Origin of the sequence: Streptomyces sp. NPDC006610 (assembly GCF_040611575.1) — a bacterium.
Taxonomy (GTDB): Bacteria; Actinomycetota; Actinomycetes; order Streptomycetales; family Streptomycetaceae; genus Streptomyces.
Genome location: NZ_JBEXOP010000021.1, coordinates 37,503 through 51,471, shown reverse-complemented (window position 1 = coordinate 51,471; position 13,969 = coordinate 37,503). Strand labels below are relative to the sequence as shown.

At 72.2% G+C, this 13,969-nt stretch carries 11 protein-coding genes and 1 pseudogene; 8 read left to right on the top strand and 4 right to left on the bottom strand.

Annotation, left to right across the window (positions count from 1 at the left end; genetic code table 11):
* Positions 1-361, bottom strand: a pseudogene (locus ABZY13_RS18595) (hypothetical protein); the annotation flags it as partial.
* Between the two features lie 385 nt (positions 362-746).
* Complete coding sequence (locus ABZY13_RS18590; protein WP_356631938.1) at positions 747-3,680, bottom strand: GH32 C-terminal domain-containing protein; 2,934 nt, start codon at positions 3,678-3,680, stop codon at positions 747-749.
* 257 nt (positions 3,681-3,937) lie between these two features.
* On the opposite strand from ABZY13_RS18590, the gene ABZY13_RS18585 reads away from it, so the two are divergent.
* The 7 genes from ABZY13_RS18585 (at position 3,938) to ABZY13_RS18555 (ending at position 11,598) form a co-directional block, all read left to right on the top strand.
* On the top strand, positions 3,938-4,990 hold the full coding sequence (locus ABZY13_RS18585; protein ID WP_356631936.1) for a LacI family DNA-binding transcriptional regulator: 1,053 nt from the start codon (positions 3,938-3,940) through the stop codon (positions 4,988-4,990).
* A 142-nt stretch (positions 4,991-5,132) separates the two neighbouring features.
* Entirely contained in the window at positions 5,133-6,437 is a 1,305-nt protein-coding gene (locus ABZY13_RS18580; protein ID WP_356631934.1) for an extracellular solute-binding protein, read from the top strand.
* A gap of 78 nt (positions 6,438-6,515) precedes the next feature.
* Positions 6,516-7,451 (top strand): sugar ABC transporter permease, encoded by a 936-nt coding sequence (locus ABZY13_RS18575; RefSeq protein WP_356631932.1) that lies wholly within the window; start codon positions 6,516-6,518, stop codon positions 7,449-7,451.
* 1 nt (position 7,452) lies between these two features.
* Positions 7,453-8,325: a carbohydrate ABC transporter permease gene (locus ABZY13_RS18570; RefSeq protein ID WP_356631930.1), complete on the top strand. Its 873-nt coding sequence runs from the start codon at positions 7,453-7,455 to the stop codon at positions 8,323-8,325.
* 44 nt (positions 8,326-8,369) lie between these two features.
* Positions 8,370-9,842 (top strand): glycoside hydrolase family 32 protein, encoded by a 1,473-nt coding sequence (locus ABZY13_RS18565; protein ID WP_356631928.1) that lies wholly within the window; start codon positions 8,370-8,372, stop codon positions 9,840-9,842.
* Between the two features lie 227 nt (positions 9,843-10,069).
* Positions 10,070-10,513: an ATP-binding protein gene (locus tag ABZY13_RS18560; protein ID WP_356631926.1), complete on the top strand. Its 444-nt coding sequence runs from the start codon at positions 10,070-10,072 to the stop codon at positions 10,511-10,513.
* 122 nt (positions 10,514-10,635) lie between these two features.
* Complete coding sequence (locus tag ABZY13_RS18555) at positions 10,636-11,598, top strand: carbohydrate kinase (RefSeq protein ID WP_356631924.1); 963 nt, start codon at positions 10,636-10,638, stop codon at positions 11,596-11,598.
* Between the two features lie 264 nt (positions 11,599-11,862).
* On the opposite strand, the gene ABZY13_RS18550 is transcribed toward ABZY13_RS18555, so the two are convergent.
* A complete protein-coding gene (locus ABZY13_RS18550) occupies positions 11,863-12,192 on the bottom strand; it encodes a helix-turn-helix domain-containing protein (protein WP_356631922.1) in 330 nt (109 codons plus the stop codon).
* Positions 12,193-12,297: 105 nt separating this feature from the next.
* On the opposite strand from ABZY13_RS18550, the gene ABZY13_RS18545 reads away from it, so the two are divergent.
* On the top strand, positions 12,298-12,714 hold the full coding sequence (locus tag ABZY13_RS18545) for an STAS domain-containing protein (protein ID WP_356631920.1): 417 nt from the start codon (positions 12,298-12,300) through the stop codon (positions 12,712-12,714).
* Positions 12,715-12,921: 207 nt separating this feature from the next.
* Here the strand turns inward: ABZY13_RS18545 and ABZY13_RS18540 are convergent, their stop codons facing one another.
* Positions 12,922-13,770: an SDR family NAD(P)-dependent oxidoreductase gene (locus tag ABZY13_RS18540; protein ID WP_356631918.1), complete on the bottom strand. Its 849-nt coding sequence runs from the start codon at positions 13,768-13,770 to the stop codon at positions 12,922-12,924.
* Between the last annotated feature and the right edge of the window lie 199 nt (positions 13,771-13,969).

Here is a 13,969-nt window from a genome sequence, read left to right as displayed (position 1 = left end):
CGTTGCGTCCGCCGGAGACGAGGGCGCTGACCATGCCGGTGCCGGTCAGGGTGAACGGCTCGGAGGTCGCGGTGCCGGTGGCCGCGTCGCCGCCGGCGGCGAAGCCCCACAGGTGGTAGGTGCCCTGGTGGTTGAAGCAGCAGCCCCAGCCCCAGCCGGGCTTGTCGGTGACCGCGCCGGTGAACGCCGTCCCGGTCGTCGTCCAGCCGCTGAGGTTGCCGCTCTCGAAACCGGGGTTCGACAGAGCGGTCCCGCTCGCACCGGCGGGCGACGCCATCAGGGGCGAGGCCAGGCCGAGACACATCGCGAACGCGAGGAGCAGCCCGACGAGGGTGGGTGAGGGCCTGGTCGTGGCTCTCACAGGTGAGCGTGTGCGCATACGGGTACCTCCTGGTGCGGGGTGGTGCGGGACAGGGGAGGACGGCCGCCGTGCCCGGCGGCCGAGGTCGGGGGAGAGGTGCGTCCGGCCCCGCCCCCCGCGTGACTGCCCCTGCGCGGGCCCGGCGGGTTCGCGCCGGGACGGTGCGGTGCGGGGCGGCGACGTGAGCGGCGAAGGCGCAGGCCGGCGTCCGGCCGCCGGCCGGACGCCGTACGCACCCAGGGGTGTCGGGCAGCGGCGGGGCGCGGGACGGCCGCTGTGCGGTGCGCGCGGGGCGAGTGCCCGCGGGCCCCGCGAACGGACGCCGGACGCAGGGCGCGAGCACGGCACTGCCGCTGCCGGGACGGGCGCCCTGGCAGAGCGGGTGTCAGGACCGGCGGACGGGAACGTTGACGTCGTCCACGTTGATGTGGCCCCAGCCGCCGGTGGCCCGGTCGACGACCTCGACGTAGATCCGCTCGCCGATGTGGCCGGCGAGGTCGAACACGACGCGGCGGTACTGCTCGCCGCCGCGGCCGGTCGCCTTGGCCAGGATCTTCCCGTCGTCGGCGCGGACGACGGCCGCGTAGAGCCGGTCGGGGTCGTTGCCGCCGGAGACGAGCAGGTCGACGACGCCGTCGCCGCCGAGGACGACGGTGGCCGAGCGCAGCACCCCGGTGGCGTCGTCGCCGCCCGCGTCCGGGTTGAAGCCCCACAGGTGGTGGCCGCCCCGGTCGTCCCCGGTGTCGGCCTGGTGGAAGGGGCCGCCCCAGCCCCAGTCGGTGCGGGTGGTGACGTTGGCGTCGCTGAAGGTCGTGCCCGAGACGACGGTCCACCCGGTGAGGTCCCCGGTGGCGAAGTCGTGGTTGGGCAGGGCGTCGACGTCCGCCGGGCGGGGCGGATCGTAGACGGCCGGGGCGACGGGGGCGTCGTAGGCGCCGTTCATCCGCCAGACGTCCAGCTCCACGACGTGGGCGGCGCCGCCCTCGGCGGTCAGGCGCAGTCCGGTGGCGTCCTTGCGGGTGGGGTAGACGCGGCTGGTGATGCTGTTGGTCCCGTTGACGTAGGCCTCCAGCATCGAGCGGTCGAGCAGGACCCGCAGCCGCAGCCGCCCTTCGTCCAGTTCCACGGCGCCCCCGTGCACGCCCTTGCGCACATCGGGGTCGAGGCTGGAGCGGCCGCGGTCGATGAAGAAGCGGCGCTCGGCCGTGTCGTACGACAGCAGCGTCTCCTCGGCGCCGTCGGCGCACGCCCTGACGGCGAGGGTGATCGTGCGGGCGCCGCGCGGCTCGATGACGGCGCTGACGTCCAGCAGGTCGCCGCCGACGCCGGCGAGGCGGCGGTCCGCCTCCTTCAGGGAGGTCCGGCGGATCCTGGCGAGCCGCTCGCCCCGCAGCCCGGCGGCCTCGGCGATCGGCTCGACGCCGAGGCGGCCGTCGCCGCGCAGCGAGACGCTGACGGGCATCCCGGCGTTGTGCGCCCAGCCGGACTGGGCGTGCTGCTGTTCGCTGCGCCGGTCCTGGGTGATGCTGAAGACCACGGACCGGCCGTCGGGGGTGATGAAGCCGGACGGGCCGGTGAAGTGCTCGCCGAAGTCGAACTCACGGGGCTCGTCGTGGTCGGGCAGGAAACGGCACGCACGCTTGTCGAACGTGCCGATCCAGTAGTAGGTGTGCTTGACGGCGTTCGGGTTGAACCCCTCCCACCAGGGACAGATCAGCAGGATGTGCTTGCCGGTGCGCCTGCCGCCGGGGCCGGGCAGCGGCAGCAGGACGGGCAGCTCCCACACCTCGCCGGGCTCCGGCCGGGTGGCGAGGTCGTTGAAGTGCAGGGGGCCGCGGTACGTCCACGGGCCCTCGGGCCGGCGGGCGGTGTACACGAGGGCGGTGCCCCCGTGCTTGCGGGCCACCCGCGTGCCGTCGTAGTCGACGATGCCGCTGCCGACCAGCTGGTACCAGACCCCGTCCTCCTCCCAGACGAACGGGTCGCGGAAGTTCTCCGCCCATGCGGCGCCGGGGCCGGCCGGCAGACCCGCCGGGGCCTCGGTGACCGGCTCGGACTTCATGGTCCAGGTGGGCAGGTCCGTGTCCCGGTCGGCCGGGTACGTCGACACGGCGAGCCCGGTCCGCTGGCGGTGGGGCAGCCGGTCGTCGCCGCCGGTGAAGAAGAGGACCGGCCCCCGGTCGCCGTCGACGAAGGCCGACCCCGACCAGCAGCCGTCCGGCCCGACCGACCCGGCGGCGGGCGCGAGGGCGACGGGGAGGTCCCGCCAGTGCACCATGTCGGTGCTGACCGCGTGCCCCCAGTGGATCTGCCCCCAGTAGGGGCCGAGCGGGTTGTGCTGGTAGAAGATGTGGTATTTGCCCTTGAAGTACACGGGCGCGTGCGGCTCGTTCATCCAGTGCCACGGCGGCATCATGTGGAACTGGGGCCGGTGCCGGTCTCCGTCGAAACGCGACCGCTGCGGGGTGAGGTCCGGCCGCGGCACCCGCCGGCCGGGAAGGGCGGCGACCTGCTCGGCGTGCTCCCGGTGCGCCGCCGTGTCGTCCAGGGCGCCCGGACGGATGACGAGGCTGTCCATCAGGCCCATGTACATGTTGGCGTGGAACTCGCCGTTGAGCAGCGTGGGGCGGTTGTGCCTGCCGATGAGCAGGGCCTCGTCCGGCGCGAGCACCGGGGCCTTGTCGGGGGTGGCGGCGGCGCCGATCGGGCGGCCGTCGCGGTACAGGCGCAGCTGCCGGGCGGCGGGGTCGTAGGTCGCCGTCACGTGCGTCCACCTGTTCTTGGGCGCCGGCTCGTCCGGGGCGCCCTTGACCTCGACCAGGCCGTCGCCGAAGCCGAGCTGGAAGACGATCTGTCCGAAGCGGCGCAGGCCCAGCAGGAACCCGGTGCCGGCGTCGGGGTTGTGCTGGTCGACCAGCGCCTGCGGCTTGCCGTCGATGCCGTGCTCGTAGGCGTAGGGCGCGATCCACACGTCCAGGGTGATCCCGCCGGCGGGGTCGAGGCTGCCCGGGCCGTCGGCGGTGACGACGGTCGAGTAGCCGTCGAAGTACAGGGCCCGGCCGCGCACCCCGCGGCGGCGCAGGGGGTCGCTGTCGGGCTTGTAGCGGGCGTCGTTGAAGACGTATCCGACGGGGTCGGCCGTGCCGGAGACCGCCTCGAGGGTGACTGCGCCCGTCCGCTCGTCGAAGTCCCAGCGGGCGCTGGGAGGCGAGGGCAGGGCCCGGCCGCGTGCGGCGGCGGGTGCGGAAGCGAACGAGAACGGGACGAGTCCGCCCCCGACGGCGGCGGACACGACACTGAGGGCCGTTCTTCTCCTCATGGCTGACTCCTGAGGCGGTGCGGCAGGGCTTCGCCATGCCAAATCGGTTTAACTGCGTGGCTCGGAATCGTTGGCGCGACCCATGGGCTAACGCAAGGGCTAACGCACGGCGATTTACCTCGGCGTCATCCAGGAATCGAACAAGTCGAACAAAATGGGACGAAGCGCGGCCGTTGTCGGTTCGAGATGTCCCGGGGTGTTGACATCGGGCCACCGGCGATTCAATCTCGTCACACCCTTGCTAATCCGATTTAACGATGGAGTGGGAGCTGCTGATGTCGGAACGCCGCGTCACGATGGCCGACGTCGCCCGCATGGCAGGCGTCTCGCCGACCACCGCGTCGTTCGCCCTGTCCGGCCGCACCGACATGCGCATCTCCGACGCCTCCCGCGCACGCGTCCTGGCGGCGGCGAAGGAACTGGGCTACCGCCCCAACGTCACGGCACGCAGCCTGCGCACCAAGTCGACGCAGACCATCGGGTTCGTCTCCGACATGATCACCACCACCCCGTTCGCGGGCGACGTGATCCGCGGCGCCCTCGAGGCCGCCCGCGAACGCGACCACCTGCTGTTCATCACGGAGGCCGGCGGTGACCGCGCCGCCGAGGCGTCACTGGTCCACGCGCTCCTCGACCGCCAGGTCGACGCCGTGATCTACGCGGCCATGTTCACCCGCTACATCACCCCGCCCAAGGAGCTCTACGGGCAGCGGGTGGTGCTGCTGAACTGCCTGGCCCCCGGCTTCGACGCGCCCTCCGTGGTCCCCGACGAGCTGCAGGCCGGCCGTGACGCGGCCCAGGCCCTGCTGGCCGCCGGCCACACCAAGGGCATCTGGGCGATCGGCGGCCACCTGGCCGTGCCCGCCACCCCCGAGGGGAACATCGCCGGCAACGAACGCATGCGCGGCCTCGAAGAGGTCCTGCGGGCGGGCGGGGCCCGTCTGGACGGCGTCGTCGAGTGCGACTGGAACACCCAGGACGGCTACCGGGAGGTCTCCGCGCTCCTCGCGGCGGGCCACCGTCCGCGGGCGCTGGTGTGCCTGACCGACCGCTTGTCCATGGGGGCCTACCAGGCGCTCGGCGAAGCAGGGCTGTCCGTGCCCGGTGACGTGTCGGTGGTGTCCTTCGACGACCAGGACATCGCGGCCGTCCTGCGCCCGGCGCTCACCACCGTGAAGCTGCCGCACGCCCGGCTCGGCCGCCTGGCCGTCGAACTGATCCTGCGTCAGGGGCCGCTCGAAGCGGCCGTCCACCGGGTGGCCATGCCGTTGCAGGAGCGAGATTCCATCGCCGCCCCCGCCGCGGAGTGACGCAGGCCCCACACAGCGGCCGTCCCGCCGCCCGGAAGGGAAATCCCCGGGCGGCGGGACGGTCACCGAAAGACGGCGACCGAGGCAACCGGTCGCACCGGCGGGTCCGGCAAGACCCGCCTCAGTGAGATGGAGGAACCCCGTGGAGTGGAAAACAAGGCGCCTCGCCAGTGCGAGTGTAGCCGTCGCGGCGGCGACCGCACTGGTCGCCGGATGCGCCTCCGGCGACGGCGGCAGCACGTCCGGAGCCAGCGGCGACACGCTGACCCTGTGGACGCACAACGCCGGCAACTCGGCCGAGCTGGACGTCGTCAAGAAGATCATCAGCGATTTCAACGGCTCCCAGGACACCTACGAGGTCAAGCTCCAGGCGTTCCCGCAGAACGACTACAACAGCTCCGTCGTGGCCGCGGCCTCGGCCCGCAAGCTGCCCTGCCTGCTGGACGTGGACGGCCCCAACGTGGCGAACTGGGCCTGGGGCGGCTACCTCGCCCCCATCGACGTCGCCGGCAGCGAGGTCCCCCTCGCCGACCAGCTGCCCAGCACGGTCGGCCGCTACCAGGACAAGGTCTACGCGTTCGGCTTCTACGACGTCGCCCTGACCCACTTCGCCCGCAAGTCGGTGCTGAAGGAACACGGCATCCGCGTCCCCACCATCGACAAGCCCTGGACCAAGGCCGAGTTCGACGCGGCCCTGGCCAGGCTGAAGGAGAGCGGGAAGTTCGACTACCCGCTGGAGATGGGCACCGGCGGCAGCGGCGAGTGGTGGTCGTACGCCTACTCGCCGCAGCTGCAGAGCTTCGGCGGCGACCTGATGGACCGCGACGGCTACGAAGCCGCCTCGGGCACCCTCGACAGCGCGAAGTCGGTGGAGTGGGCCACCTGGTTCCGCTCCCTGGTGACCAAGGGCTACATCGCCAAGAAGTCCGGCGCCGACCCCAACAAGGACTTCCTCGCCGGCAAGAGCGCCATCCAGTGGGACGGCAGCTGGAACGCGGCCAAGAACGCCGAGAAGCTCGGCGACGACCTGGCGATCATCCCGCCGGTCGACTTCGGCAACGGCCCCAGGATCGGCGGCGCCTCCTGGCAGTGGGCGATGAGCTCCTCGTGCTCCAACAAGGAGGGCGCCCAGGCGTGGCTGAAGTTCTCCCGCCAGACCAAGTACTTCGTCGATTACGCCAAGGCCACCGGCACCCTGCCCGCCACCGAGGCCGCGGCCCAGCAGATCGACGGCTACGAGCCCGGCGGGAAGTTCAACGACCTCGTCACGTTCGCCCGCGAGTTCGCCGTGGTGCGCCCGGTCACCCCGGCCTACCCGTACATCTCCACCGAGTTCGAGAAGGCGGCCAAGGACATCCTGTCCGGCGCCGACCCCAAGGACGCGCTCGGCCGGGCCGCGAAGGACATCGACACCAACCTCAAGACGAACAACTACTACGCCGGCTGACCCGCCCCGGTCCGGTTCGGGCCATGACCACGCCTCACCCCGCACTGCCCGAACCGGGCCGGACCTCCTGGAGCTCCCGTGACCACCAAGACCGCAGCCCCCGGCCGGCTGCGTCCGGTAGACAGAACACGACCGACACGCACCCGCCGCCGCGAGAGCCTCACCGCCCTCGGCATGGCCGCACCGGCCGTCGTGCTGCTGATCGTCTTCCTCGTCGTACCGGTCGTTCTCGCCTTCGCCCTGGCCTTCACCGACGCCAGGCTCGTCTCGCCCACCCCGGCCCGCTTCGTGGGCCTGCGCAACTTCACCCTCCTGTTCGACGACCCGGTCTTCTACAAGTCCCTGCGCAACACGGCCTACTTCGCTGCCGTCGTCGTCCCGCTGCAGGCCGGCCTCGCCCTGGCGCTCGCACTGCTGGTCAACGCGAAGGTCCGCGGCGTCAACTTCTTCCGCACCGTCTACTTCCTGCCCGTCGTCACCTCGATGGTCGTCGTGTCCCTGCTGTGGACGTTCCTCTACCGCCAGGACGGCCTCGTCAACCGGGTCGTCTCCGCGCTCACCCTCGGACACGTCGACGGCCCGGACTGGCTGGGCGACCCGGCCACCGCCATGCCCGCCGTCATCCTGATGTCGGTGTGGCAGGGCGTCGGCTTCCACATGGTCATCTGGCTGGCCGGCCTGCAGACCATCCCCGCCGAGCTGTACGAGGCCGCCGACCTGGACGGCGCCACCCGCTGGCACCGCTTCCGCCACGTCACCTGGCCCGGACTGCGCGCCACCCGCACCTTCGTGCTGGTCACCATCACCATCGCCGCGTTCAGCCTCTTCACCCAGATCAGGGTGATGACCCAGGGCGGCCCGCTCGACTCGACCACCACGGTCGTCTACCAGGCGGTCCACGCCGGCTACGACCAGCAGCAGACCGCGTACGCCGCCGCCATCTCCCTGGTCTTCTTCGTGCTCGTCCTGAGCGTGTCCCTCGTCCAGCGTTTCCTGACCCGGGAGAAGGGCTGACATGACCTCCTTCCTCAAGCACCTCGGCGGACACGCCGGCCGGATCGTCCTGGCCCTGGTCTTCGCGCTCCCGCTCGTGTTCATGCTGGTCTCGTCGTTCAAGACGGACGACCAGATCTTCGCCGACCTCGGCTCCCCGCGCGCCTTCCTCCCGGTCGGCGCCCTGTCCCCGGACAACTACACGGGCGTCTTCGAACGCGTCCCCGCGGCGCAGTTCCTGCTGAACTCGGTGATCATCTCGTCGGTCACCGTGATCCTGGGCGTCGTCATCAACAGCATGGCCGCCTTCGCGCTGTCACGCATGGTCTGGCCGGGCCGCAAGGTCGTCATGACGGTGGTCATCGCCACCCTGATCGTGCCCTTCGAAACCTTCGCCCTGCCGCTGGTGTGGTGGGTCAACCAGCTTCCGCTGCTCCGCGTCAACGGCTTCCACCTGGAGTGGACCACCGGCTGGATGGACACCTACCAGGTCCAGATCCTGCCGTTCGTGGCCAACGCCTTCTCCATCTTCTTCTTCCACCAGTACTTCCAGAGCATCCCCAAGGAGATCGACGAGGCCGCCGTCATGGACGGCGCCGGCTGGTTCAAGATCTACCGGCGCATCATCATGCCGCTGTCCGGACCCGCCGTCGCCACCGTCGCCATCCTCACCTTCCTGCCCGCCTGGAACTCCTACCTGTGGCCGCTCATGGTCGTGCAGAGCGAGGAACTGCGGCCGGTGATGGTGGGCATCTCCTACTTCTTCCAGCTCAACGTGGGCTGGGGCCAGATCATGGCCTACTCCTCCATGATCACGGTGCCGATCCTGGCCCTGTTCGTGGCCTTCCAGCGCTCCTTCGTCAACAGCATCGCCTCCACCGGCGTCAAGGGCTGACAACGCTCCCTCGACACCCCGTGAAAGGACCTCGCGTGTCCGTCATGCCCGCAGACCCCCATCTGCCCGTCGCGCACCTGCGCCCGCCCCGCAACTGGGTCAACGATCCCAACGGGCTGGCCCACCACGACGGCCACTACCACGTGTTCTTCCAGTACAACCCGTACGGGCCGGAGCACGCGAACATGCACTGGGGCCACTTCCGCAGCGCCGACCTGCTGACCTGGGAGGAACTCCCCGTCGCCCTGACCCCCACCCCGGGCGGGGACGACGCCGACGGCTGCTTCTCCGGCAACGCCGTCTCCGACGGCGACCGCATGATCGCCTTCTACTCCGCCCACCGCACCGACAACTGGGCCCAGCCGGTCACCACCGCCGAGTCACGCGACAGCGGCCGCACCTGGACACCGCGCGGCAGCCTGCTGATACCCGACCTCCCCCGCGACGCCACCATGTACCGCGACCCCTACGTCTGGCGCCAGGGCGGCAGATGGCGGATGCTGGTCGGCTCCGCCCTGGCCGACGGCCGGGCGGCGGCCCTGCTGTACGAGTCCCCCGACCTCGAACACTGGCAGTACCAGGGCCCGTTCCTCGACCGGGCCCCCCAGCCTCTGGCGCCGGGCAAGGACACCGGACTCGGCTGGGAATGCCCCCAGTACCTGCACACCCCCGACGGACGCGGCGCCCTCATCCTCAGCGCCTGGGACCCGCAGCTCGGGCCCCGCCGCACGGTCGTCTACCCGGGGCGCGAGCACGAGGGCCGCTTCCACGCCGCGGCCCCCGCCCTGTTCGACCACGGCCCCGACTTCTACGCCCCGGCGCTGCTGCCCGCTCCCGACGGCCGGTGGCTGCTGTGGGGCTGGTCGTGGGAGGCCCGCGACCAGCAGTGGGCCAAGGACGCGGGCTGGGCCGGACTGCTGACCCTGCCGCGCGAGGTCACCCTCGCCGAAGACGGCTCCGTACGGCAGCAGCCGGCCGCGGAACTTCTGTCGCTGCGCGCCGAACGCGCGCTCACCGCCTGCGGGGAGACCTCCCAAACCGCCGTACTGGGCACGGTGGGCGCGAGTTTCGACCTGACCGCCCGTCTGGAACGAAGCAGCCCCGCGACGGCCGGCGGCCTGCGCCTGGTGACCTCTCCCGACGGCGGCGAGTACCTCGACATCCGGTTCGACCCGGCCACCGCCGAACTCGTCGTGGACCGTGACCACGCCTCACTCGACCCCCGTGCACACGGCGGGACGTACCGCATCCCCTGCTTCGAGGCGGGCGCGGACTGCGGGGCCGCGATCGAACTGCGCCTCGTGGTGGACCGCTCCGTGGCCGAGCTGTACCTCCCCTCGGGCCGGACGCTGACCCTGCGGTTCTACCCCACGGGCGCGAACCCCTGGCGGATCGAAGCCCGCGCTGAGGAAGAGAGCGTCCTCGGCTACACCGTCGCCGCCTGGAACCTGCGTCCGGACACCCTGCGGCACGAGGCAGAAGGGAGCACCCGGCCCGCGCTCGTCGAAGCGCCCTGACCCGTGATCGAGACCCGTCGCCGGCCACCCGGCGCCGCGCCCGCCGCGGAGCCGGGGGCCGCGACTGCAGCGGCCGACGGCGGGAGACCACTCGCCGAGCCGCGCGGCCCGGCTCCACGAGTGGACATGCCCCCCGACCTCCGGGAAGCACCATGCACCTCATGAGCACCTCCCGCACAGCGTCCCGCCGACTCCAGCCCTCGGCCGCCCGCCCCCGCGGTGCCCGCGTGACAGCACCGACGAAGGCCGAATCCGTCGGCCTCCTCAGGAAACGCGCGTGCGTTCTGTTCACCGCCTGGGCGATGAGCGCGGACGACCGGGCCGCTGCGGAGCTGGTGATCAGCGAGCTGCTGACCAACGCCGTGCTGCACGGACGCGAGGTGATGACCCTCGCGGTCACCCGCGCCGGTCCGGTGCTGGACATCTCGGTCACCGATCACGGACAGCCCCATGCGGCCACCGCGACCCGCGATCCCGACGAGCACGGCCGCGGCCTGTCGATCGTCGCCGCGCTCACCCAGGACCTGCGGATCGACCAGGCGCCACAGGGCTGGCGGGTCCGCGTCCGCATGCACCTCGACTCCGCGCCGTCCAAGGACCCGACTGCCCGACGGCGCTCCCAGGACAGCCGTCGGCCCGCGCCGGCAGGACGCTCACCCGAGCCACGCTGACGCACGCAACCCCTCCTGCCCGTCACCGATCGGCAACGCCCGCGCCCATCGGCCGAAGCAGGCCGGCCGACCGGGCGCACCCCGCCCATCCGCCCACACCGCCCCCGAAAGAAGAGCAGCCCATGAGCCCGCGTCCGATCACCGTTCTCGGAGAGTGCATCGCCGATGCCTTCACCGAGCCGGCAAGCGCCTCGAACGAGCTGGCCCTTCGGGTACTGCCCGGCGGCGGACCCGCGAACACGGCGGTCGCCCTGGCCCGCCTCGGCACCACGGCCCGCCTTCTCGCACGCCTGTCCGACGACGTCTTCGGCCGCCTGTTCCGCACCCGTCTGCAGGAGTCCGGCGTCGACCTCTCGTACGCCGTCACGGCCACCGAGCCCAGCACACTGGCCGTTGCCGAACTGGACCCCCACGGACAGGCCGCCTACTCCTTCCACGCCCAGAACACGGCCGACTGGCAGTGGACTCCCGCAGAGCTGGCGGGAGCCGACCTGTCCGGGACCTCATGTCTGCACACCGGGTCGCTCGCCCTGGTCCGGCAGCCCGGAGCAGCGGCGGTGGAAGACCTCCTGGCACGGGCCTCGGCCCGGGTGACCGTCAGCATCGACCCCAACGTCCGCCCGCTGCTGGTGCGCACGGAGGTCTACCGGGCCCGGCTGGCGCACTGGTGCCGCCTCGCGGACGTGCTGCGGCTGAGCGAGGACGACCTGCGCCTCCTCCTGCCGGGCGCCCTGCCGGAGCAGGCCTGCGACACGTGGCACACGGCCGGGGCACGACTGGTCGTGATCACGCGCGGCGCCGACGGCGCCCTGGCATCCCTCGACGGCGAACGGGTGGAGGTGCCCGCGGTGGCGACACGGGTCGTCGACACGGTCGGGGCGGGAGACTCCTTCACCGCCGGCCTGCTGCACCACCTCAACGCCCGCGGACTCCTCGGCGGCCGGCTCACCGACCTCCGCCTCGACGACGTCGAGGAGGCCTGCCGGTTCGCCGCCCGGGTGTCGGCCCTGACCTGCTCGGTCGCCGGCCCCAATCCGCCGTGGCGGGACCGACTGGCACAGTTCGCGACAGCCGATCAGCCCTGACCGGCAGACGGACCGCGCCCGCCTTCGTCCGGACGCCGAAGGCGGGACGAGCGCACCGCGGCGCGTCAGCGACTCGGGCGACAGCACCTTCTCGGGCACCGGTTGCCTTCGGGCCGCGTCCCGGACGACCGGGAAGCCTGCCGTGAGCAGAGTCCGGCAGTACCCATCACCGCCACCGGACACCGGTTGCCGGCGGCATGACGGCGAGCGACTCGTGGGCCCACTGCACACCGGGCGCCGCAGAGCCTGCGGGACGGGGCGCTGTCACGGGGCGACGGGCTTGTGGGTGCGGTCGGTCTCGTCCTGGACGAGCAGGGAGAGCAGGGAGGCCACGGGCAGTCCGGCCTCGGCGGGGTGGCGCAGAACCTTGTCCGGCTCGATGCGGTAGGTGTTGGTGCGTCCGTGGCGGGTGTGGGAGAGGTATCCGTCGCGTTCGAGGTCGGTGATGATGCGTGCCACGGCTCGTTCGGTGAGCCGGCAGTGCGCGGCGATGTCGCGGATGCGGATGTTCGGGTTGTCGGCGATTGCCGCCAGGACGCGCGCGTGGCTGGTGATGAACGTCCATCCGGTGTGGGCTTCGGGCACTTCGACCATGTGCCGGATTCTAGAGCCGGGTGTTGCGTGAAACCAGTTACATGACATAGTTTTCAGGCAATCGTTGACCTGCTTCCAGTCGAGAGCGGCAGAAGGGGCCTGAACATGTCCAGGGGCGAGGCCAGTGTCGTCATGCCGAGGCCGACAACCAGCGCCCACACGCAGCTGGCCCCGGTGCCGGAAGAGGCAGACCGCGACCATGTCGCGAAAAGCCCGACGGTCACGCAGTACCCCTGGCGCGGCTCCTGGGTCATCGCCGCCCACGGAGACTTCGACCTGCACTCCGTCCAGCCCCTCGCGGACGCCCTGCAACTCGCGGTCGGCCGGCACCCGAGGGTGGTCCTGGACGCCTCCGGCATCACCTTCGCGGATTCCACGCTGCTGAACCTGCTGGTCTACACCCATCAGACGGGCGACCTGCGCGTGGCCGCGCCGTCGCCGCAGGTGCGCAACCTCTGCGAGATCACCGCGGTCGACACCCTCCTGCAGATCCACCCCACGATCGACGCCGCAGTGTCCTGACCCGCCCACCGCGCACAGGCCCCGGGCGCGCTCGAAGGCTCCTGACGGAAGCATGCAGGCGCGGGCCGGGCCGGCCGCCGACCGCACTCGCGGTCGGCGCCCGCGGCAGCGGTGCTGCGTTGGGGCGGTGGCGCCCGCCCCTTTCCAGGCCGTCGGCGTTCGAGGTGGAGAGGCCGGGGCCGTCAGCAGTCGATGCGCGGCGCGGCCCTACGGCGTGGCGGACGGCAGCGATGACGGTCCCCCGGTCAGGGCGCGGGCGGCGGCCAGTTCCTCGCGGGCGGCCTGCTCGGCGGTCTCGAGGTAGGTGTAGGCGTCGTCGCCGACCGGGATGCGCAACGGGGTGGGCGCGTCGGCGGCGACGATGCCGAGGATCCGGGCGGCGTAGTCCTGGGGCCGTCCGATGGCGGGGTTGTCCGCCATGCCGCGTACGGCGTCCAGGGTCTCGGCGGTGACCGCGGCGTACGCGGGCAGCCGGCGGCCCGACTCGGCGAGCGACGTCCCGTAACGGGTCGCGAAGCCGCCGGGCTCCACCACGGTGACACGCACGCCCTGGCCGGCCACCTCCGCGGCCAGCGCCTGGCTCATACCCTCCAGGGCGTACTTCCCGGCGACGTACGCGCCCAGTCCGGGGAACGCCATCCGGCCCGCCAGGGAGGAGACGTTGACGATGTGCCCCCGTCCCTGGGCACGCATGAGCGGCAGGACCAGGCGGACCAGCCGCCAGGGGCCCACGATCAGGGTCTCCAACTGGTCGCGCAGCTCGGCGTCGGAGACTTCCTCGACCGCGCCGAACAGGCCGGCGCCCGCGTTGTTCACCAGGACGTCGACACCGCCCAGACGGTCGGCGGCGGTGCGGACGGCCTCCTCGCACTGGGCGGCGTCGCGCAGTTCCAGCGGGAGGGGGACGATCCGTCCGGGCCAGGCGGCGGCCAGGTCGTCCAGGGCGGCGGTGTCGCGCGCGGTGACCGCCACCTCGTGCCCCTCCCGCGCCGCCGCCTCGGCCAGCGCCCGCCCCAGTCCCGAGGAGCACCCCGTCACCAGCCAACGTCGCCCCATCGCTGCCTCCCGCGCGCTCTCGACGGCCCTCGCCCTCGTGGCTCCGGTCCCGCCCGGCCCGCTCCCATGGTTGGCGCAGGAGCGCCGACGGTCATCCCCCCACGCGGGAGCGCCCCGGTGCACGCCGGGGGCGTTCGACGGCGGACCCGCGCCTCCGTCCGTGCCCCGTAGGGGGACGCAGGTGCGCGGGTCCGCCTGC

Coding starts and splice junctions, on each gene's coding strand:
- ABZY13_RS18590 (WP_356631938.1), bottom strand. CDS start 3,680: ATGAGGAGAAGAACGGCCCTCAGTGTCGTGTCCGCCGCCGTCGGGGGC.
- ABZY13_RS18550 (WP_356631922.1), bottom strand. CDS start 12,192: ATGGTCGAAGTGCCCGAAGCCCACACCGGATGGACGTTCATCACCAGC.
- ABZY13_RS18545 (WP_356631920.1), top strand. CDS start 12,298: ATGTCCAGGGGCGAGGCCAGTGTCGTCATGCCGAGGCCGACAACCAGC.
- ABZY13_RS18555 (WP_356631924.1), top strand. CDS start 10,636: ATGAGCCCGCGTCCGATCACCGTTCTCGGAGAGTGCATCGCCGATGCC.
- ABZY13_RS18565 (WP_356631928.1), top strand. CDS start 8,370: ATGCCCGCAGACCCCCATCTGCCCGTCGCGCACCTGCGCCCGCCCCGC.
- ABZY13_RS18585 (WP_356631936.1), top strand. CDS start 3,938: ATGGAGTGGGAGCTGCTGATGTCGGAACGCCGCGTCACGATGGCCGAC.
- ABZY13_RS18570 (WP_356631930.1), top strand. CDS start 7,453: ATGACCTCCTTCCTCAAGCACCTCGGCGGACACGCCGGCCGGATCGTC.
- ABZY13_RS18540 (WP_356631918.1), bottom strand. CDS start 13,770: ATGGGGCGACGTTGGCTGGTGACGGGGTGCTCCTCGGGACTGGGGCGG.